The 20,895-nt window shown below is 38.7% G+C and carries 15 protein-coding genes; 1 reads left to right on the top strand and 14 read right to left on the bottom strand.

What is annotated here, in order from left to right; genetic code table 11:
• Positions 1 to 3: 3 nt before the first annotated feature.
• From DRW42_RS05555 to DRW42_RS05505, 11 genes are all read right to left on the bottom strand, one after another.
• Positions 4 to 3,132, bottom strand: coding sequence for a SusC/RagA family TonB-linked outer membrane protein (locus DRW42_RS05555; RefSeq protein WP_113947845.1), 3,129 nt, complete (start codon positions 3,130 to 3,132; stop codon positions 4 to 6).
• A gap of 863 nt (positions 3,133 to 3,995) precedes the next feature.
• Positions 3,996 to 6,425, bottom strand: coding sequence for an outer membrane beta-barrel family protein (locus tag DRW42_RS05550; RefSeq protein WP_113947844.1), 2,430 nt, complete (start codon positions 6,423 to 6,425; stop codon positions 3,996 to 3,998).
• Between the two features lie 200 nt (positions 6,426 to 6,625).
• Positions 6,626 to 7,864 carry an SAM-dependent methyltransferase gene (locus DRW42_RS05545; RefSeq protein WP_113947843.1) on the bottom strand — a complete coding sequence of 413 codons (1,239 nt, stop codon included), beginning with the start codon at positions 7,862 to 7,864 and terminating at the stop codon, positions 6,626 to 6,628.
• 10 nt (positions 7,865 to 7,874) lie between these two features.
• Positions 7,875 to 8,708, bottom strand: coding sequence for a DUF1365 domain-containing protein (locus tag DRW42_RS05540; RefSeq protein ID WP_113947842.1), 834 nt, complete (start codon positions 8,706 to 8,708; stop codon positions 7,875 to 7,877).
• A 53-nt stretch (positions 8,709 to 8,761) separates the two neighbouring features.
• Positions 8,762 to 9,121 (bottom strand): four helix bundle protein, encoded by a 360-nt coding sequence (locus tag DRW42_RS05535; protein ID WP_113948062.1) that lies wholly within the window; start codon positions 9,119 to 9,121, stop codon positions 8,762 to 8,764.
• Between the two features lie 283 nt (positions 9,122 to 9,404).
• Positions 9,405 to 10,649, bottom strand: a complete 1,245-nt coding sequence (locus tag DRW42_RS05530) for an NAD(P)/FAD-dependent oxidoreductase (RefSeq protein WP_113947841.1) — start codon at positions 10,647 to 10,649, stop codon at positions 9,405 to 9,407.
• A gap of 107 nt (positions 10,650 to 10,756) precedes the next feature.
• Positions 10,757 to 11,788, bottom strand: a complete 1,032-nt coding sequence (locus DRW42_RS05525; protein ID WP_113947840.1) for an SAM-dependent methyltransferase — start codon at positions 11,786 to 11,788, stop codon at positions 10,757 to 10,759.
• Between the two features lie 119 nt (positions 11,789 to 11,907).
• A complete protein-coding gene (locus tag DRW42_RS05520; protein ID WP_113947839.1) occupies positions 11,908 to 12,702 on the bottom strand; it encodes a DUF1295 domain-containing protein in 795 nt (264 codons plus the stop codon).
• Between the two features lie 68 nt (positions 12,703 to 12,770).
• Positions 12,771 to 13,103: a DUF1475 family protein gene (locus DRW42_RS05515; RefSeq protein WP_113947838.1), complete on the bottom strand. Its 333-nt coding sequence runs from the start codon at positions 13,101 to 13,103 to the stop codon at positions 12,771 to 12,773.
• A gap of 562 nt (positions 13,104 to 13,665) precedes the next feature.
• A complete protein-coding gene (locus DRW42_RS05510) occupies positions 13,666 to 14,394 on the bottom strand; it encodes an acyl-CoA desaturase (RefSeq protein WP_113947837.1) in 729 nt (242 codons plus the stop codon).
• A gap of 138 nt (positions 14,395 to 14,532) precedes the next feature.
• Positions 14,533 to 15,030 (bottom strand): cupin domain-containing protein, encoded by a 498-nt coding sequence (locus DRW42_RS05505; RefSeq protein WP_113947836.1) that lies wholly within the window; start codon positions 15,028 to 15,030, stop codon positions 14,533 to 14,535.
• A 269-nt stretch (positions 15,031 to 15,299) separates the two neighbouring features.
• On the opposite strand from DRW42_RS05505, the gene DRW42_RS05500 reads away from it, so the two are divergent.
• Positions 15,300 to 16,466, top strand: coding sequence for a chondroitinase-B domain-containing protein (locus DRW42_RS05500; protein ID WP_113947835.1), 1,167 nt, complete (start codon positions 15,300 to 15,302; stop codon positions 16,464 to 16,466).
• A gap of 226 nt (positions 16,467 to 16,692) precedes the next feature.
• Here the strand turns inward: DRW42_RS05500 and DRW42_RS05495 are convergent, their stop codons facing one another.
• From DRW42_RS05495 to DRW42_RS05485, 3 genes are all read right to left on the bottom strand, one after another.
• The gene (locus DRW42_RS05495; RefSeq protein WP_113947834.1) at positions 16,693 to 17,565 is read right to left on the bottom strand and encodes a polysaccharide lyase; all 873 of its coding nucleotides are present in this window, start codon (positions 17,563 to 17,565) and stop codon (positions 16,693 to 16,695) included.
• A 278-nt stretch (positions 17,566 to 17,843) separates the two neighbouring features.
• Entirely contained in the window at positions 17,844 to 18,857 is a 1,014-nt protein-coding gene (locus DRW42_RS05490; protein WP_113947833.1) for a LacI family DNA-binding transcriptional regulator, read from the bottom strand.
• 157 nt (positions 18,858 to 19,014) lie between these two features.
• Positions 19,015 to 20,895, bottom strand: coding sequence for a RagB/SusD family nutrient uptake outer membrane protein (locus tag DRW42_RS05485; RefSeq protein ID WP_244215199.1), 1,881 nt, complete (start codon positions 20,893 to 20,895; stop codon positions 19,015 to 19,017).

The raw sequence follows: 20,895 nt of genomic DNA, 5'->3' as shown, positions 1-20,895 counted from the left end.
TTTTTAAAAACCAACATTAATAGAGAAAAGAATAGTTCTGGCACTTGGGTAAGTGAAACCGGCAGAGCCATCGTTATTACTTCCTGAATCAAAAGAACTGGATTCTGGATCTACACCATAATATTTTGTCCAAAGCCAAAGGTTATTTCCTGTTACTGATAAACTTGCCGACTTTATTGTTTTAGCCGGAAGCCATTTTGCCGGAAGTGCATAACTTAAACTTGCAGAACGTAAACGTACCCATGAAGCATCGGAAACAAATGGTTCAGAAACGTTTCTATAGTACACACGGTAATAACCTTCTCCATAATCTACCCCGTCTACTGTATTTTGTCCCAACCAAACCGGTTTTGTATTTGGCGTTCCATTCGCTAATACACCATCAAATACTTTATACGATCTTCTATCCGCAGTATAATCCGGTAATCCGAAAGCCGCATAAAAATCTTCTAGCCAGTTATATTTTTCGAAACCCAGACGGGCATCAAAAAGCACATTTAAACTGAATTGTTTATACCTGAAAGTATTGCCTAAACCGATAACATAATCTGGCTGTGAGTTACCCAGTAATCGTTGTTGCCCACCAGAAATTACAGGAAAGCCATTGGCCCCAATTAATAATGGAAGATTTTTATCTAAGAATACCGGATCCTGTGCCTGAGGAGAATACCTGTTAAAATAACTTCCATATATATTTCCATATGGCTGACCCTCAATCAATTTCATGGTTACACCCGCATTCCCATACCCTCTGGCAGCACCATATACCAGTTCTGCTATACCGTTTGGCATGGTTAATACTTTGTTTCTATTGGCTGATAAGTTAAGGTTCACATCCCATCTAAACTGGTCACTAACAATCGGTTTTCCATTAATTACAAGTTCTACTCCTCTATTTCGTATATCTCCTGCATTAATAAAAGATGAAACATAACCTGTAGCAGAAGAAACCTGTGCGCGTACAATCTGATCTTTACTTAAAGAATAATAATAAGTGAAGTCGAATCCTAAACGATTTTTAAAGAACGACATTTCTAAACCCGCCTCAAAGGAGTTCGTAAATTCAGGTCTAAGCGTCGGATTTCCAAGATTTGAAGAAATGGTTAGGCCAGTTGTACCTGTTGGCAGATTGATATAATTTGTAAAACCAGAAGAGGTGGCGTATTCTGATGCATCTTTCCCGATCTGGGCATAGGATAATCTTAATTTCGCCTGGCTGATTGCTGTTGGAAGTTTAAAATGATCCGAAAATACATAACTCAAACTTGCTGAAGGATAAAAGAAAGATCTGTTATCTTTTGGTAAAGTTGAGGTGATATCATTCCTACCGGTAAGGGTTAAGAAAAGATAATTATTATAGTCGAAAGTGGCCTCCCCAAAGTAACCAACCAATCTTTTCTCTGTTATGGTTTGAGATGGTGTTAACACTTTTGCATTCCCAAGGTTAAAGAAATTATAAATACTCAGCTGACTGCCCAGCACACCAACATCTTTAACACGTTTATCGTAAACTTCCTGCCCAACCCTTAAAGTACCGTTTAATCCTTCTGCTATCTTCGAACTGAAAGTTGCCACAAATGTGCTGTTCAAAGTCCTGAATTTGGTATTGTATTCGCCATAAAAACCAAATTCGTTATCATATACATTTTCACCGGTAAACATGGGGCCTCTGGCGGTTCTTATCCTGTTATCGTTATAAGTATCTACGCCAAAACGGTATGCAAAATTTAACCATTTAACTGGCTCATATACTACGCTCGCGCCACCAATAAAGCGGTTTACATCACCTTTCAGTTTATTGTTCGCAGTTCCCCAAATTGGATTGTTGGTTCCCAGGTAAACCTGTGTACCATCAGGATTCTCAGAATTAGCTACATCATAGCGTGGCGACCAATAGGCTAAACCTTCGCCAAATCTGTCGGCACTATAAGTATATCCGCCAGAATTGTTAAAATTCATATTTACTGAGGCTTTAAGTTTAGGGCTGATGGTAAAATCGGTATTCAACCTTGCCGAAAAGTTTTTATAATCAGTGTTAGGCATCATCCCTTTCTGGTAGAGTTGAGAAACTGATGAAAAGAATTTAATTGCCTCGCTTCCACCTGCAACCGAAACTGAATTTTTAATCTGTTGCCCTGTTTCAAATGCCTGTTTATAATTATCGTACAGCTGGTCGGGATGTGTAGGATCTATCAATTTTGCTTCGGCAATGGTTGGTCCCCATGCCGGTCCGATACCTGCAGGCGGATTAGTATAAACACCTCTTACACCTTGTGTATATTCTGTTTGAACATCAGGGCTGATTAACACATTATCAAAGCCATAAGTACTATTGAGATTAATATTAAATCCGCCAGCCTTGCCTTTTTTTGTGGTAATTACAACCACTCCATTAGCACCCCTTAAACCATATAATGCAGTTGCCGCCCCACCTTTTAGAATATTGATGGTTTCGATATCTTCAGGATTCACATCCGAAGCCCTATTGCTTACACCTCTCGCACCATAAGCTGTTCCTCCAGGATTGGCACCCAATGTTGAGGTAGTATTATCAATCTGTACTCCATCTATTACATATAATGGATCACTTGGAATATTAGGATCTATAGAGTTAATTCCCCTGATTTTAATGCTTGCTCCCTGACCAGGGCCACCACCCGTACTGGAGATGGTTGCTCCTGCCACTTTACCCTGTAAAGCATTGATCAAGTTTGGCTGGTGATTAAAATTGAGATCTTTATCATTAACAGTTTGTGCCGCATAACCTAAAGATTTTGCCTGCCGGGTGATACCTAAAGCGGTCGAAATGGTTACTTCCTGTAACTCTTGCGCATCAGAAGCCAGCACTGCATTAACCGTGGTTTTACTGCCAACGGTAATTTCCTGGGTTTTATACCCGATTAAACTAATTACGAGTACCGAGCTTGGCGAAGGTGCCTGAATGGTGAAAGCACCATTACTATCAGTCGAGGTACCTGTTGCGGTTCCCTTAATTTTTATACTTACTCCGGGTAATGGCCCGCCGTCATCAGTTGAAGTGATTTTTCCTGTTATAGTTTTTACCTGTGCCATTGCGGTAACACCGGCCAGAAAAACACACAGAAAAAAAAGTGAGGTAAAGATTTTTCTCATATCTCAGTTGTTTAGGTTAAGGATTTGTTAGTTAATGCAATATAAGCTTTTAGCGTTACAAACGCGCACAAAACATGATAGATGGAGCTAAATATATAGTATTTTTTTACATAAGAATCGGCTATCCCGCAAAAACATGCAAAATATACGATCATAAAACCGCAAAAAAGCCACCTACTTTACAAAAACAGTTTTATAATTGTTCTTTAGATCAATTTTAGCTTTACAACATATTTATACAAGCAAAAATTAGAGAAAACAAAGCTGATAACCATATAAAAAGAGATTTAGCAATAAAACAGTAGAAAGAATATTGCAATAACAAGAAGCGTTTAGATTTTTGTGAACATAAGATATTCGTTCAGCTAAGATAGAAATGATATGTGAGCTTACTTTGTATCAAACCCGTAAACCTGCTAAGGTGTTCTCAGGTGACTCGAGTGGTAAAAACTTAAGGCAACTTGCTCAAGTTAATTCAAAGCTCCATTACTAAAAAATTAAAAACCTGAGTTCGAGTATCAATGTCTGTTTCACAGGCCTATAAGGTATTTCGATTCAGAGCCGTTACCCTAATCTGATAGCTATCGAATTTATCTCAGGGTTTTTCATGCTAAAAAGATGCTGATCCCGATGTAAGAATCGGGACAGCATGACGAATCGATCTGCACTAGTCGCTTTTAAAGCACAATTTTTAACAAATAATTATCAAACTTAGGTTAAAAGAGAGTGTTATAGGAATAAATACAACCTGCTTTTATGTGACCAACTTAAGTCACTTGAGCTCATCTAAGAAATAATGTCTAAAACAAAAAAGTCTTTCCAGATAATTGGAAAGACTTTAAAATGTATATTAAGATTGGGTTTTACTGCTGAACGCCACCGCCCATACCGCCACCTTGCTGCTGATCTTGTTTAATATCGTCGTTTTTGATTTTTTTCTTTTCTGTAAATTTCAGCTTACCGAAAGAATAACTAAAGTTAACACCAAAAGAACGTAACGGATAGTAAATGTTACTGCTTTGGTTAATAGTTACCGCATTCATAATAGAATTATTTACCGTTTGGATATGAAGATCTTTTGTGAAAGGATTTAAAGTATTTACACCAATTGATCCCTTTTTATTCAAGATATCTTTCTTAAACGAGGCACCGTAAAAAATCATCGCATCAGTTTTTCCCTGATAGGTCCTTCTTGGCGAATTTACCACTCCAAATAATTCAAAATTGTAACCTTTTCCAAATCCGTAAGCAGAACGGGCAAACAGATTGTAGTTTAAAAATGTGCCGGTGCTAAAATTGTTTGTTGTATTATTCACCTCGTAGGTGTTTATGCCAATATTACTCATTAAGGTCCATTTAGGTTTAGGATTGTAAGACCCGAATAAATTGAAACCGTAAGTCTGGCTGTTACCAACGTTAATAAAGGTAGTTAATGGCGTACCAGCCTCATTTGCAGTTAATGAGCTCTCAATTACACCGCCTGTTCTACGGTAAAATACCGATGCATTAATTATAGAACCTTTAATATAAGTACTATAGCCTAATTCCAGGTTATCGCTCAACTCTGGATCAAGGTAAGGATTTCCCTGTTGGAGGTTAATTGGATTACTATCGTTTAGGAAAGGGTTTAAATAATTTTGACCTGGTCTTTGTAAACGGCGATTGTAACTTAATTTTAACGTTGCATTTCCCTTTAAGGTTTCAGATAAAATTGCACTTGGGAACAAGTTCAGATAATCATTTTTTTGAATACCGTTAGCCTTTGTATTGAAGCTAATCGACGTATATTCTGCTCTTAAACCACCTTTAAATTTCAATTTTTTAGTCAGGTTGAAACTCATTACACCATAAGCAGCGGCAACATCTTGGCTGTAATCAAAATCCTGGGCCGATACATCGAACTGGCTTTTAATAGTCCGGAAAATACCTTTAGCACCAACTTCTAAGATTGAATTTTTAGTAAACGGATAAGTATAATCTGTTTGGATGGTGTATTCATTGTTTTTACTCGTATTACTTCTTTCAATCGCCTTTCCCGATGTAGCGCCCGCAGGAATAAAAGTATTACTAAAATTTTGTGGAGTTCTTCCTGTAGATAACTGGCCGGAAATTGAGAATTCTTCGCCCTCTTTTTTAGTTGTTTTTTTGTAATCAACATTCCAATCCATGTTTCTGAAAGTCATGTCCATGTCGCTGATGTTTATTTGTTTTACACCATTGGTAAAGAAAGATGATTCGCCAGGACCGCCATTAGAGAAGCTATTAAATTTTATGTTTGAACTGATATTGTTGTAGGCATTAAAATCATAATCTACGCCTAAACTTCCGTTTAAGCCTTCCCTGCTCCATTTCGAATAACCATCCTGGAGCACATCGTTTACAACAACATTATCAACCCTTGTGATATTGGATATTACAACCCGTGAATTCTGAGCGTAGGCAAAGTTTCCACCCAAAGCTGTATTCACACTCAATCGGCCAGTTTTTGCAGTTAAGTTAAAGGCGCCATTATTCTGACGGGTACCTGCTGATGCATTTACCGTACCACTTACCCCCTGCGCATTTGATTTTTTAGTGATGATGTTAATAATACCGCCGGAACCTTCTGCATCGTATTTTGCAGATGGGCTGGTAATTACTTCTACACTTTTAATTTGCTCTGCAGGGATCATTTTCAATGCATCAGCAACACTGGTGGCCATTGTACCTGATGGTTTACCATTTATTAAAACACGAACGGCACCCCCACGTAATTGTACATTACCATTGATATCAACCGATAACATGGGTACTTTACGCATTACATCTGTTGCATCGCCACCGGCGTTTGTTCCGTCAGCTTCTGCATTGTAAACCATTCTGTCAATTTTATTCTCGATAACAGCTTTAGTACCCTGTACCTGAACATCGGCCAGTGTATTTTCCGATCCTGAAATATAAATGGTTCCGATATTGTTATCCAGCTTAGAGGGTGTTGTGGTAACCAAAACCGTTTTTGTTTTGTAACCCATAAAACCGATCATCAGTTTATAAGAATCGGGAGCAATATTCTGTAAGGATAATTTTCCTTTCTCATCGGTTACACCGCCATTAACTGATTTGTTATCTTTAACCGTAACTAAAGACACTGTTGCGTAATCAATTGGTTTTTTTGTTAATGAATCGAGTATGGTTGCTGTTATGCGTCCGGTTACTGTAACTTTTTTAGCCCCACCACCAAAACCGCCAGGGAACTGGGCATGTGCGGTAAAAAATATTCCAAGAATGAACGTTAATAGTAAAAGTTTTTTCATGTTAAGAGTTAGTCTTTTTGTAATTAGTCTGCGCAAGATGCAATTTGTTACAATTATACGCTATACTTTTTATTCCAACTCTATATTTTATTCGGTGAATGATGTGGTTTTATCGGTAAAAGGAGACATGTAAAATGGAAGATGGATAATGGAAAATGGAAATTCCCCATCATCCGTCTTACATAAAACATCTTACATCCCTATCGTGATATATTATTCGGTCTGGAATACACCATCTGCATTACATTAATATTCCGCATGGCGAAAGCAGCTTCACAATAGTTCAGGTAATAATTCCATTTACGGATAAAGGTGTCATCAAAACCCAATGCTTTTACCTTATCAAGATTTTTATTGAATTCGATGAACCATAAATGAAGGGTGCGGGCATAATCAAGTCCCATATCTTTTAAATCAACCAAAGTTAAATCGCCGGTTTCATTTATTGCTTTGTTCATGGCGGCTACGGAAGGTAGTAGCGAACCGGGAAAAATATGTTTCTGTATCCAGTCGACCCCATTACGCAGTTTATCGTACCTGCAATCGGGTGAAGTAATGACCTGAAAAGCAAAAATGCCATCGGGTTTTAGAAGTTCCTGACATTTTTCGAAATAGGTTTCCAAATACTGATGACCAACGGCCTCCAGCATTTCGATGGAAACAATTTTATCAAAAGTACCTTCAATTTTACGGTAATCCTTAATGATGACCGAAACTTTATCGGCTAATCCTTCTTCACGAACGCGCTCCATAGCCAGTTTCTGTTGTTCTTTAGAAATGGTAACCGAAGTAACTCTACAACCATAATTTTTAGCCAAGAAAATTGCGTTTCCACCCCAGCCGCTCCCGATTTCAAGAACGTGATCAGTAGCTTTAACTTTCAACTGTTTTGCAAGGCGGTCATACTTGGCATACTGCGATTCTTCCAAACTTATATCCTCAGGATTAAAATAACCGCTGGAATAAGTCATGGTTTTATCCAGGAAAGTAGCAAAGAAATCGTTATTAAGGTCGTAATGTTCCGAAATGTTTTTTTGCGATCCGGCCAAAGTGTTTGCCCTGCGGACGTGATAAATTTTGTTAACCCATTTAAAAATGCCCAAAGCAATAGATTTCACCTTACTACCGGTAACCGAAGGTGCGTTTTCGATATTCAGGATTACCCATTTAATTACGTTGGTAATATTTGTGGTATCCCAAAGGCCCGAAGTATAACCTTCGCCAAAACCGATATCGCCATAAAGGGCGATAGATTTAAAAAAATCGGGATGGTTAACCTGTATATGTGCTTCAATTTTATGTTCACCGTTACCAAAAACCAGCGTTTCGCCACTTGGCAGCGAAAGTTCCAATTTTCCCAATGTCATTTTAGAAAGTGCATTAAGCACAACTCTTTCGAAAAAACCCGTTGATGTTCTGGTAGCGATAAGCGTATTCATAATCTCTGATCTATTTTATTTGTGGTTTATAGGGTTTATATACGTTGCGTTGCAACTCAGGGTTTTCGGCTTTTGGATGAAAAGGTATTTTTTTTATCCAAAGTTTAAAGGCCTGCCAATGGATCATGCCCATTACCTGCAACGGAATTAAGGGTATAGAGAAAAAATACCGCAGCAAACTGCTGTTGGTTAAAGGCTTTTTCTCTCCCATTAAGGTACTGATAAAAAATTTGTTCCCATGCTTATCGATGTCGTCAATTTTGATATCAAGTTTATCACCAGGCACTTTTAATTTAAAATCGAAAGAATCATCGTGATCGATAAATGGAGAAACATAAAAATATTTGGTGGTAATTTTTTTAAAGGCATCGCCATGCAGTTCATCTTTCCCGAAGAAAAAAAGCTTCATTTCCCGGTAGGTATTACTGATTTCGGCCACACAACAAACAGGATTACCCTCCTGATTAAAGCAATAATAAAAGGAAACCGGATTGAAATTATAGCCCAGAACATTAAGATTGGTAAGCAGTTTGATTTTAAAATTACTGCCATCAACGCCATTTTCTTTTAAATAATCTTCCAGATGCTGGCGCGTATTTTTCGTTTTATCCGGATTTTCTTTTGGCAATTGCAGGTGTTCGGCATCACGAAAGGAGAAAAGGTTAAATTTATTCCGGCTAAACCAGCGAAGTTTTTGGGTAAGGAGATCCAACTCATCCAGATCAATGTAGAACATATACACCCTGTACCAAAAAGAATGTTTTTTGGGTGCCAGGCGATGGTGCATCACTTTAGCGGTATATATGTTAGATGTAAAATGTAAAATGGATGATGGACTTTTCATGTATGGTGTAAAATGGCAGATGCAATAACTTCGATTATAACATTACATACGGATTATTTGCTGGATGAAATCTTAATAGAAGTAAATATTTTTTTAAGTTCAACAGCTTCCACCTTAAATTTTTCAAAATCTAACTGATATTTTTCATCCTGATACAATTCGTTCAGCGTACGCAACCAATAAATACTTTCTCTGGCTTCTCTATATGATATTCCTATTTTATGACTGAAATCTTTTTTGCTTACAGCCCCTTGGGCTTCCTCGTAATTTGCTCCAATAGAAGTTGCACTCCTGCTTAATTGCAACATCGGAACCTTATAAATGAAATTATAAGGTAGTGTGCTTAAAAACTTTAAAACATCTACGCCAAAGCGAAATGTTCTTTCTAGCAAATGAATTGTTTTTTCGTTCATCTTAAAAAGTTTAAACCGTAAAATTTCTAAGGATGATTTGATTAAAGATAATAAAAATATGGATAATGGAAAAAATGTAAAACGGAAAATGTAAGAGGGTTGATGGGAAAAGAACGGATGATGGAAAAATGTAAGATGGATGATGGAGAAAAAAGCAACTATTAAAGCTAACCTTCCATTATCCATTTTACATCTCACCTTTTACATTAACTCCTTCCATCATCCATCTTACATCTCACCTTTTACATTAACTCCTTCCATCATCCATTTTACATCTCACATCTTACATATTTAAGCACAAATCTACCGCACTTTTATAAGCATCTTCATGGAAACCGTATTTAAAATAACTGCCGCAATAATATATCGGTCCGGTTTCATTTAACCTGTACAATTGTTCCTGTGCCTGCATGGCCGGAACATCGAATAAAGGATGATGATAATCGATTTCTTTAATAATCTTTCCCGGATTTAACGTATCCGTAGGGTTAATGGAAACAAAATAATTCTGCTTTTTAGAAACACCCTGCAAACTATTCATCCAGTAAATGGTGCTTGGCAATAACTTATCGCCCTGTTTTTCTACACGGTAGTTCCAGCTGCTCCAGGCCAGTCTGGTTTCGGGCATCTGCTTTTCGTCGGTATGTACCACAGCTTTATTTAACTGGTATTTGAATTTAGAAAGCAATTCGGTTTCTAAAGCGGTTTTGTCTTTTACGATTTCGAAAGTCTGGTCGGCATGACTGGCCATAATTACTTTATCGAATTCGAATTTCTCACCTTTTTGATTTTCTACTTCAACTTTACCGTTTTCTAATCGCTTTACGGAAACAATTTTATTGTTGATTTTTATCCTGTCGCGGAATGGAGCAATCAGTTTCTCGCGGTAAGCCTGACTTCCATTTTGCAGCGTATACCATTGATGCTGGGTATCCAAACCTAAAAAACCATGATTTTTAAAGAAACGGATAAGGGTAACGGCCGGGAAATCCAGAATTTGTTCCATGGGGGCACTCCAAACGGCAGCGCTCATGGGAATGAGGTATTGCCACAGCATATCGTTACTATAACCAAATTTTTTAAAAAACTGCCCAATCGAGTAATCCTGATATTCGGGTTTATCCAAAATTTCTACACTCTGTTTGTTGAAACGGTTAATCTGCATCAACATTTTTAAGTAAGAAATATTAAACAGGTTTTTCCGCTGTGCAAAAAGGTGGTTTAAACTCGAACCACTATATTCTAATTTTTTAGGCAGAAACTGTACACTGAACGACATATCGGTTTTAATTACCGGCGCATCTATTTCGGCAAACATTTCGGTCAGGTTGGGATAGGTTTGATAGTTAAAAACCATAAAACCGCTATCCAGATAAATGGGTTGCCCGTCTTCTTCGAGCGTAATGGTATTGGTATGACCACCGATATAATCGAGCTCTTCGAAAAGGGTAATATCGTATTTATGCTGCAATTTATGGGCACAGCCCATGCCTGCTATTCCGGAGCCGATAATGGCGAGTGTTTGCATGATGTAAGATGGATAATGTTAAATGGAAAACGTAATATGGATGATGTATGATGGAAAATGGAAGCAACGATATGCCCATCATCCATCTTACATGGTTACATCCTACATCACTTGTTCTTTTCGAACAAATAATGGCACACCATCCACTCGTTTCCTTTGTTATAATTAAACAATTCGGCGCACGATAGATAGAACAACCTCCAGTAAACCCACCATTTTACGGCCTGATCTTTGCCATAGGTACGTTCTAAAATCGGCATAATTTCTTTTTTGTGTTTATCCATATTGCTTAACCAGGCTTCGGATGTTTTCCCATAATTAGTACCATTTACTACCCAGTGTTTATCGATTTTTAAATCATCATTAAAGTAGAAAAACAAATGGTTTGAAGGCATAATGCCTCCGGTAAAAAAGTATTTGCTCATCCAATCGGTTTCATCAATCACCTCGAATTTGTATGCCAGGGTTTTATGGGTAAATATGTGCACGAACAGCTTGCCATCAGGTTTCATAAAAGAAGCCACCTTGTTCAATAAAAATTTATAGTTGCGCATGTGCTCAAACATCTCTACCGAAACCACACGATCAAAAGTATCGGCAATGGTAAAAGTGTTCATATCGGCAGTTAAAACCGTTAAATTTTGAATTCCACGCTGCTGTGCCGTTTCATCGATAAAAATCTTCTGTGTAGCAGAATTGGAAACCACGGTAAAAGTACTTTCCGGAAATTTAGCCGCCATATACAAAGAAAGCGAGCCCCAGCCACAGCCCAGTTCTAAAACATTTTGCCCGTTCTGTAAATCAGCTCTTTTACAGGTTAAAGCCAGCATATCATCTTCAGAAGTATCGATATCTTTAACGCCCGGTTTCCAGTAACCACTGCTGTATTTTAAGTTTTTGCCCAAACAGTACTGAAAAAATACGGTAGGCAGTTCGTAATGCTGCTCATTGGCATCAGCTGTATTTACGGCAATAGGCGATTGCTTTAATTCGGCAACCAAATCCATAAATTTTTCCTGCTGTAATTCTTCATCGCCCAATGTTTCATCATCTAAGCGTTGTTTACATAATTTTCTGATGCCGATCCGCAAAGCCGCATCGGGGAGTTTGTCGTTTTCTAAAAGTTTATCGTACCACATATATGGAGATGTAAAATGGAATAATGTATTATGGTTGATGTAAAATGTATGATGTTATATGGAAAATGGATGATGGATTGCAACTTTCTAGCTCCATTATCCCTCTTACATTTTCCATCTTACCTCTTCTTCTTCCACGGGAAAAAGGCACTTGTAGTTTCCTGGTATTTTTTATAGGCTACAGGTTTGCTCCGCAGGTTTTGTTCTTCGTTATTTGGCACACCGGTAACCCTGGTTAATAAATATAAAATAACTGCCGGACTGATAATGGCCAGAATTCCCCATGGTGATGCCAGTGCAAAGATGAAATAGCCCATCCACGTTAACCACTCGAAAAAGTAATTGGGATGACGGCTATAATGCCACAAACCGGTATCGCAAACCTGACCTTTATTGCTCCGGTCTTTTTTAAATGCAGCAAGCTGCCTGTCGGCAATCATCTCTCCGAAAAAGGCGATTACCCAAACCGCAGCACCAATAAATTCTAAAATAGAAATTCCCTGCGATTGATTTGCCGTAATGATAAAAAACGGAACCGCCAGAATTACATTCGATATGGCCTGAAACTGAAAAAACACAAAGAAATTCCGGCTAGCTTTGTCGCCCCATTCTTTACGGAGTTGTTCATACCGGCCTTCTTCTTCATCCAAATGACCAATAACACGCTGCCAAAGGTGAATTCCCAGTCGCAATTCAGCCAGTAAAAACATCGCACATATTAAAATTTTACGGGGTTCGTAACCATCCGACAAAAAGAAAGTGATGATGGTGATTACAGGAAAGTTCAGTGCCCAGAAAACATCAACCACACCAGCGTTTTTAATTTTCTTAGCCCAAAGCCAAACCATGGCCATAATAAAACAGCAGGCAATAAGCGAAATGAGGGCGATGAATAGTAGATGCTTGTAATCCATAAATGGTTAATAGTTTTTTGGTTGATGGTTAATGGCTTAAAGGCCAGTAGACCATCGTCTATCAACCACTAACTTTTATTAACCAGTAATTCTTTAACACCTTCGCCATCTTTTAGTTTGAATAAATACACTAAAACATAAGCCAGTGTTGCTATGCTACCTAAACATACGAACAAAATGGTAATAGAGATTTTAAGAATAATGCTTTTTTCTTTATAAAACATCCATAGTGTGATAATGAAGATGTTAGCATAAAAATCCCATAGTGTAGCGCGCATCCACGGTATGCTGCCCAAAAAATCCCATTGTTCAAACAGGTTGCTCTCCAGCGAAGTAGTAATCACCTTATAACACATAAAAACAAACAAGGCGGAGAAAACGATTTTAAGGAAGTTGATCATCAGATAGGTTTAATTTTAAAACGAATTGCGATATATACGGTAAGATAAGCAAAAAGGATTTATTATAGCACCAATCTCCCATAGCGTCCTTCGATTCTGCTCGGGATAGCAAAGCGCTTTATACTTTGTGTTTACCGTGTATCGTGGCTAAAAATAAATATGTTTTTTTGAAAAGCAGGTTCCGGTTATTATCGGTTACGAAAGCCCTGCCATCCGCTTCAATCTTTTTGTGGTGCTGTTGTGGGCTGATTAAGGCCTCTGTTTGATGGCTGCAGATGCTTCGTACCTCAGCATTGAGAGCGTATTAATGGTTAGTGCAATCAAAAAGGATTTTCGCTGCTGTCAGGTTTAGAGAACCCAAAACAGTACGAAATAAATAGATTTCTTTACGGAGGGAGAAATGACGGAACGAGGAATTTATCCGTGTTTTCAGTGCATCTGTGGTAAAAAACAATACGTTAAACGCTAACTTGATAGTTTGTGGAGACACAAACCATGGCCACAAACCATGGTTGGCCCAAGAAACCTTTGGTCTTTAAGCTTTAGCCTTTCAACGTTTACCCTAAACTTTCCTGATTTTGATGATGCGCATCCAGTGTAAAACCTTCATTACCGGGTAGGTTGGGTCAAATTCCCACCATTTGGTTGCAAAGTTCGGGCTGTTCGGTTTTTTGTGGTGGTTGTTCTGGAAAAGTTCCCCCATTAACAGGAAATCCCAGGGTAATGAATTTTTACTATGGTCGTCGTTATCGTGATTCGAGTAACCATATTTGTGTCCGCACCAGTTTACGATTGCACCGTGTAAAGGTCCCATTAAAAAATGGATCGGTAATAAAATATACATCCACCAGTGGTTGGCAAAAGCGATATAAAACCCAATGTAAAATAAACCACAGGCAATTCTCCAGGCCCATGAATTACCGATTCTATCTACAATTGGCCATTCAGGATAATTACCCTGAAAAGCTGGCTCTGGCTGTATTTTAAATTGAAGGTAATTCATATACATGTTTTTTGTGGCAATCATCATCCCAAAAACATCCTTAAAAAAATGTGGAGAGTGCGGGTCTTTTTCGGTGTCGCTGTAAGCATGATGCATCCTGTGCAGAATGGCATAAGCCCTTGGATTTAAAAATGATGATCCTTGCGAAATCAGCAGTACCAGATAGAAAAACCGTTCCCAAAAAAGCTCCATTTTAAACATTTTGTGCGATGAGTAACGGTGAAGGAAAAAGGTTTGACTAAAAAGGGATAAAAACCAATGACAAAGAAAAAAAATGAAGATTACCATGTATGATGTGTATACTTTATAAACGGATTTTGAGGGCGTTTAGTTTTTTAGCGCGGAGAAAAACACTTTGTGTTTAAGCGTTTAGATAAAAAGAATCCTGCTCCGTTGCGGAACAGGATTCCATATATTGGGTATTTACTATCTGCCGAAATCGTCCTGAACGCGTACGATATCGCTTTCATCTGATGGGTTTGAAGCATCGGTATGTTGCCAGATTTCTGCAACAACGCCCCAGTCTTCTAAACCGATTAAACGGTGGCGTTCGCCCTGTTGCAATTTAATCTGATCTTTTGGTGCATATTTTTTCACTTCACCTTCTTCATCGGTTTCGCTGGTTTTAATACCAACAGTACCGGTTACCACTTGCCATATTTCGGCCCTGCGGTGGTGATATTGCCACGAAAGACGTGTATTTGGCGCAACAATTAAAATTTTCGGACTTAGTTTACCTCCGATTTTAAGGTCTTCAACATTTAATCCGTCAAAATAAGTATCGGCAAATTGTTGTGCCTGTGCTTCGTCTATTACAAAGAAACCACCCCAAGGACGGGTTTCATCACGGTTTACTACGTTAAAACCTTCAATTTTTAAACGTTGTGCTACGCTTTCGAATATTTCTTTTTTGTCGTTTGTCATTGATAAATATTTTTGTTTTCTAATGATTGTCGAGGTTTACAGACATCAACAATGGCCTGTATGGTTCTATAATTGCCGCAAAAATAAGCCTTATAAATTAAAAAAGACCCTTAGGAGATTTTATTTTTTTGGTTAATCGCAACCTGATGTCTAAAAACCACCTTTTAAACCAGTTTAAGCCTGTAAAATTGATGATAAAAAGGGCTGATTAATCGCAATATGAGCCTTTGCTTTAGTATGTTTGATTAAATAAAATATCCCAGTCAAAAATGATCCAGAAACTAACCATCTGCGCTTTATTCTTTTTAATCTTCTCACAAAAAATTTCTGCTAAAGTTTACCCTATTAGCTCGGAACAAGAATTTAAAAACATTCAATCTTTATTAGTACCTGGCGACGAGGTAGAAATCAAAAACGGAAATTATACAGACTGGTCGCTAAGCATTAATGCAAAAGGCACCGCGGCGAAACCGATTGTTATCCGTGCAGAAAAACCGGGTATGGTCATTTTTTCGGGTAATGTTAACAAACCGATCTTCAACCTTTCGGGAGATTATCTATTGATTAAAGGTATCGACTTTAAAAATTGCATACTAACTAAAACCGGTGTACTGATTGAACTTAGTACCAGCAATAACTGCCGTGTATCGAACTGTAATTTCACTACTAACCAGGCAAAAGCCCAATTTGCGCCGCTGGTAATCATCTCCGGTAATGGCAGTAATAATGTGGTTGAGGGCTGTAATTTCACTTCCAATATAGATAATCAGGATGTGCAGGTTAAAATCAGCAAAGATAGTTATCCAAAATTTACGCTGATTGAAAATAACATTTTCAGGGATAAAAACAAAGTGAGCTGGCCAAATGGCAATGGTGGCGAGTGTGTACAGATTGGTCAGGATCCGGTATTGTTGGGCAACCAGAAACCCGAGACAACCGTCCGTAAAAACAGGTTTATCCATTGCAATGCCGAAAATGAAGTAATCAGCAATAAAAGCAGTGGCAATCAATACCTGAATAATTATTTCGAAGATAATGATGGCGAACTGGTAATGCGCGGCGGACACGATTGCGTAATTGCCGATAATACTTTTAAAGGTGGTACAGGCGGAATCCGTGTTAATGGCACCGGGCATCAGATCATTAATAATAAAATCGACGGTATAAAAACGGCCATCAGGTTAATGTATGGCATGGCTAAAGGAAAGGAAGAAATTGGTTTTTATATTGCTGCAAGCGATTGTATAATTAAAAACAATCAGATTTCGAATGCTACAACCGGCATCTTAATTGGCGATAGTAAAGATGCGGACTGGACAGGCAAATTTGATACGAAAAGATATCCTTCGCCGGTAATGCAAAATATTGCACCTTTTAATAATACAATTGCGGGGAATGCTTTTAAGGATGTTAAGGAAGAGGTGGTGAGGAAGTAATTTAACACCTTTTTTTTCATGTCCTTGTTTAATCCGATCGTCATGCTGAATTTATTTCAGCATCTTTCATGCAATAAAGACCCTAAAATGAATTCAGGGTGACGGCAAAATAAAAATAACGTCATTTCGACCGTAGTGGAGAAATCTATCTCGAGATAGATTTCTCCGTTCCACTGCGTTCCAGTCGAAATGACGGTTATTCATTTTTAAGCAGATCTTTTTATAATTAATTGATCTTGTTTACTACAAGGTCATCAAAATAGATGTAGCTGGTTTGGCTTGAGCCCCATACCGCAACATCCTTACCGCCCCTAAAGTTGTGGAACGACAACCTGTTAATTAAACGTTGTGCATCGTTGGTTGTCCAGCGGATAGATTGATCCAATACAGTTGTACCATTAATGATCACCTGTACCCAACCGTTTTTGCTCGATCCGGTATTGCTTTTTGCATAAAGGTGAACCGTATAGGTATTGCCTTTAACCAAACTGCCCGATGAGGGATAAGATTTTCCGAAAGTATCGCCGCATGGTCCGGCCATATCCCTGTGGTATACATAAGGCTGGAAAAATACACGGCTGCCGGTGTTGTACCACATTAAACGCAAGCTTCCGCCATTTCCGTCACTGGCAATATCACATCCGGTATTTCCTTCACCGATCAGGAAGCCGAAGCCAACTTTTCCGCCTCTGCTCCAATCAAATTCACTATGGAAACGTACTTTAAAGGTAGCTTCGTAAGCAGAACCGTCGGAGATATCGGCACCGGCAATTAAACCATTCGATACCGAGTTTGGTGCAAGGGTGGCTCTGGCCCAGTTACCTGAAATATAAGCCCTGCTTTCGTTCCAGCCTGTTAAAGTTGCACCGCCTAAATCGGCACTGGCTTCAGAATATGAGAAAGATCCGTCGGCATGTGTAAAACCGGTATTGATATTACTTGGATAAGCTTCTGTAGTAGCTTTTGTGTTAGCTGGTTCTTCAGTCTTGTTTTCAGGAACTGGTTCCTCAATATTTTTTTTCTGGCAACCATAAATACTTAGGGAAAGTACAAGCAATAGGGATGCAATAAAATGCATCAAATTCATTTTTTGGCTCATTGTAATTTAGTTTAGATTTTAATTTGGTTAGTGTCTTTTGCGAAGTGTAATGCCCTATCCTTGATAGTTCATTACAGGTTTTGATAAGAAATTTTTTACCTTTTTAGTTAGTAGTTATCTGATATACTAACTTACATAAAAATGTAAATTGAAACAGACTTAACAAATCTGAAAACCTAAAAAACGCAGCCAGTTTGTTGTTACAACGATTGAAATAATAACAACAAATTCATCGCACAAGCAGCATAACCACATTCAATTACAACTAAACTGGCCGTTTAATGAATTTTTAAGTTGCAGTTAACAATCACTTTTTTATAATCTTTTGTGCTAATATTGCCGCTGATGAGCTTAACCAATAAATCTACAGCCTGTTCTCCCAGCGATTCGGGATTTTCTTCTATAGAGGCAATGGGAGGCGAACTCAGGTATGCAATAATGGGATCGTTACCAAAGCCGATGCACTCCAGGTTTTTATGACCGGGGTGTTCAATGGATCTTAAAAATTTGATGGTATCAAAAAGCAGTTTTTCTTTAAAGGCAACCAATGCTGTAGGCCCGTTTTCGGGATCGCTGAACAAGTTTTTAATGGCCTGGAGCGTATTTGCCTCATCAAAATCGGTATAGGCCACATGCTCGGCATTAAAGGCAATGTTATTATCTTTTAACGCATTGATATAACCCGAAAAGCGATCGTGGCTAAAATTAACCATTTTTGGTCCGCCGAGATAAGCCACCCTTTTGTGCCCCCTTTTTATGAGGTATTCGGTTGCCATGTAGCAGCCTTGATGGGTATTTCCTAAAACTTTATGGCAGTTGAGGTTAAAACTTGGATTGCGGGTATAATAAACTACAGGGATCCCGATTTTTTCGAACTGATCCAGGTGGTTAAAATCTGAAGTCTGTTTAGAAATGGCTACAATTAATCCGTCTACCCTTGAGCCCAGTAATGTGGCCGCAGCATTAACTTCCATTTCAAAATTATCATGCGATTGACTGATGATAATGTTATAACCGTTTGCCGTAGCCAGCTGCTCCATACCATAAATACTCCTGGTAAAAAAATGGTCGGATAAATCGGGCAAAATAATACCAATAATCCGCGATTTACGGTCTCTAAGTCTAAGTGCCGAAATATCGGGTGTAAAATTTAATTGTGCCGCAAGCTCTTTTACGCGGAGTTTGGTACTTTCTTTTATTCGGGGGTAATCTTTTAACGATTTGGAAACGGTTGATATGGATAGTTTAAGTTCTTTTGCGATCAGTTTTAATGTAACAGGTTTATTTTCCATAGGGAGAGATATTTGGCGTTACAATATATTGATGGAAACTCCCACCATTTAGCTTAGTTATTCATTTATGAGGTATTTATCAATTGAAAATGACCAGGACAGCAGGCTGCTATCCTGGCACATTAACGAATTAATCAACTAACAATTGGTTTATTGGCTATGGAATTTTATCCAGCGCCGGCACATTTGATTCGTAACCACTATATCCTTTATTCTGGTTAATACGACCTTCTGTATTAAAACGCTGGGCCGCTGCCGGAACAGGCCACAGCACATGATATGGAGAAATTTTAAAGTTTACCCCCATTACTGTAGGTACTTTGTTGCGGTAAAAATCGTTTTTCTCGATAATCCTGTCGTAAAAGAAATTATTGTCTGAAAAAGAGGCCAGGTTATAGGTTTTCCCGTTATAAGCAGGCTTTCCGGTGATGGCAAAAATGTAGGCTATACGGGTAAGTTCGGTTTTACGTGGTTCTTCATAATAAAGTTCTCTTGCGCGCTCATCCAATATGGTTCCGATATTAATTGCCGAAGCGTCGGTTAATAATGCGGCATTTGCCCTGGAGCGTACCTGATTGATATCGGCCATGGCCAGCGCCAGATTACCTTTCCAGTAATAGGCTTCTGCCCTTAAAAGGTAAGTTTCGGCCAGGCGGAAAATGTACCAGTCGGTATTGGTTCCTCTTGGTGGCGTCCAGTATTTATCTACAGCCAGTGCATTGGTTGAGTTGATAAATGTTTTGTAGTGCGGCCAGCCGAAGAAATGACGGATGGTATCCAAACCTTTATTTAAAAACATGTTGTTTACATTGGCAGGCGTCATATCAACCAATGGTTTACCATACAAGGCCTTTTCGGTTGCATTGGTAGAAGTTTTAAGTGCCGGGTTGTTGTATACCAGATCGGTCATGTTCATCCACATGCCCGGTGCGTGACGGTAATCGGTATTATCCGTCCAGATGTTTTTGGTGCTATAAGCTGTACCACGGTAACGGCCAATGCCCCTGCCGTACATCAAGGTTAAAGGTATTTCTACATTTACACCATCAACAATGGCCTGGGTAGCACCTGATGGCGTTTTTAAATTGGCAAAATGCCAAGCAGGCACACAGTTACGCATTACCTGCGATCCCAGATCGGTTGCCCCCTGTAAGGTTTCCCTATCGATGGTTAAAAACAGTGCTTCACGGTTGGTAGCAATTGCTTTATTATCCATGCGGTGCAGGTCCCATATTACATTTTTGGTTGCATCGCCTGCAGTACTGCCGAAACGGTTTCTCATTAAACTGTAGGTTCCGCTGTTGATTACATTATTGGCAGAGGTAATGGCCGCATCGAAATCGCCAAGTGCCAGGTTCACTTTAGTAAGTAAATGGCTGCACGCACCTTTGGTTACATCTCCACGGTCTACATTATCTTTCAACCATTTTTCGGCAAACAGGAGATCTTCCTGCATTTTTTTCAATATTACATCACGCCTGGTTGAGTAATAATCCAGTTTAGGCGCAGTAATATCTTTTAAATTCAGGGGCACATCACCAAACTGGTGTACCAAACGGTAATAATAATATGCACGGTAAAAATAGGCGGCACCCAAAATTGCATTTTTTTCTGCCTCATCTTTAAAGGTTACGTTATCGATATAGGTAATAACGGTATTTGCCATCCTTACGCCCCTAAAGCCTTCTGTCCAATAAAAACCAATTCTGTTAAAATCAGGGTTATCCAGATTGGCATCTGGTGTTACCCGGGTATCCATATCCTGTGCCTGTGTACTTTTATCAGTTGTTCCATCAACGGCAACTTCCGAAAAAATAGATTCGGTTACAATAGGTGCCATATCGCCGGTAAATTCTTTACGTACATTGGCTCCAATCCCTGCAATGGCAGCCTTCATGGCAGCAACGCTTGTTAGGGCTGTTTGTGGTTCAAGCTTCGATAATAATTCAGAATCAAGCTCCGCTTTTTTACATCCATTTGCTGATAACAGCACAGCCAGGGCTACAAACAGAATTATTTTTTTATATGTAATATTCAT

The organism is Pedobacter miscanthi, assembly GCF_003315595.1.
Lineage (GTDB): Bacteria > Bacteroidota > Bacteroidia > Sphingobacteriales > Sphingobacteriaceae > Pedobacter > Pedobacter miscanthi.
Note: the sequence above shows the minus strand (reverse complement) of the source record. Positions and strands in the feature narration are given on the sequence as shown.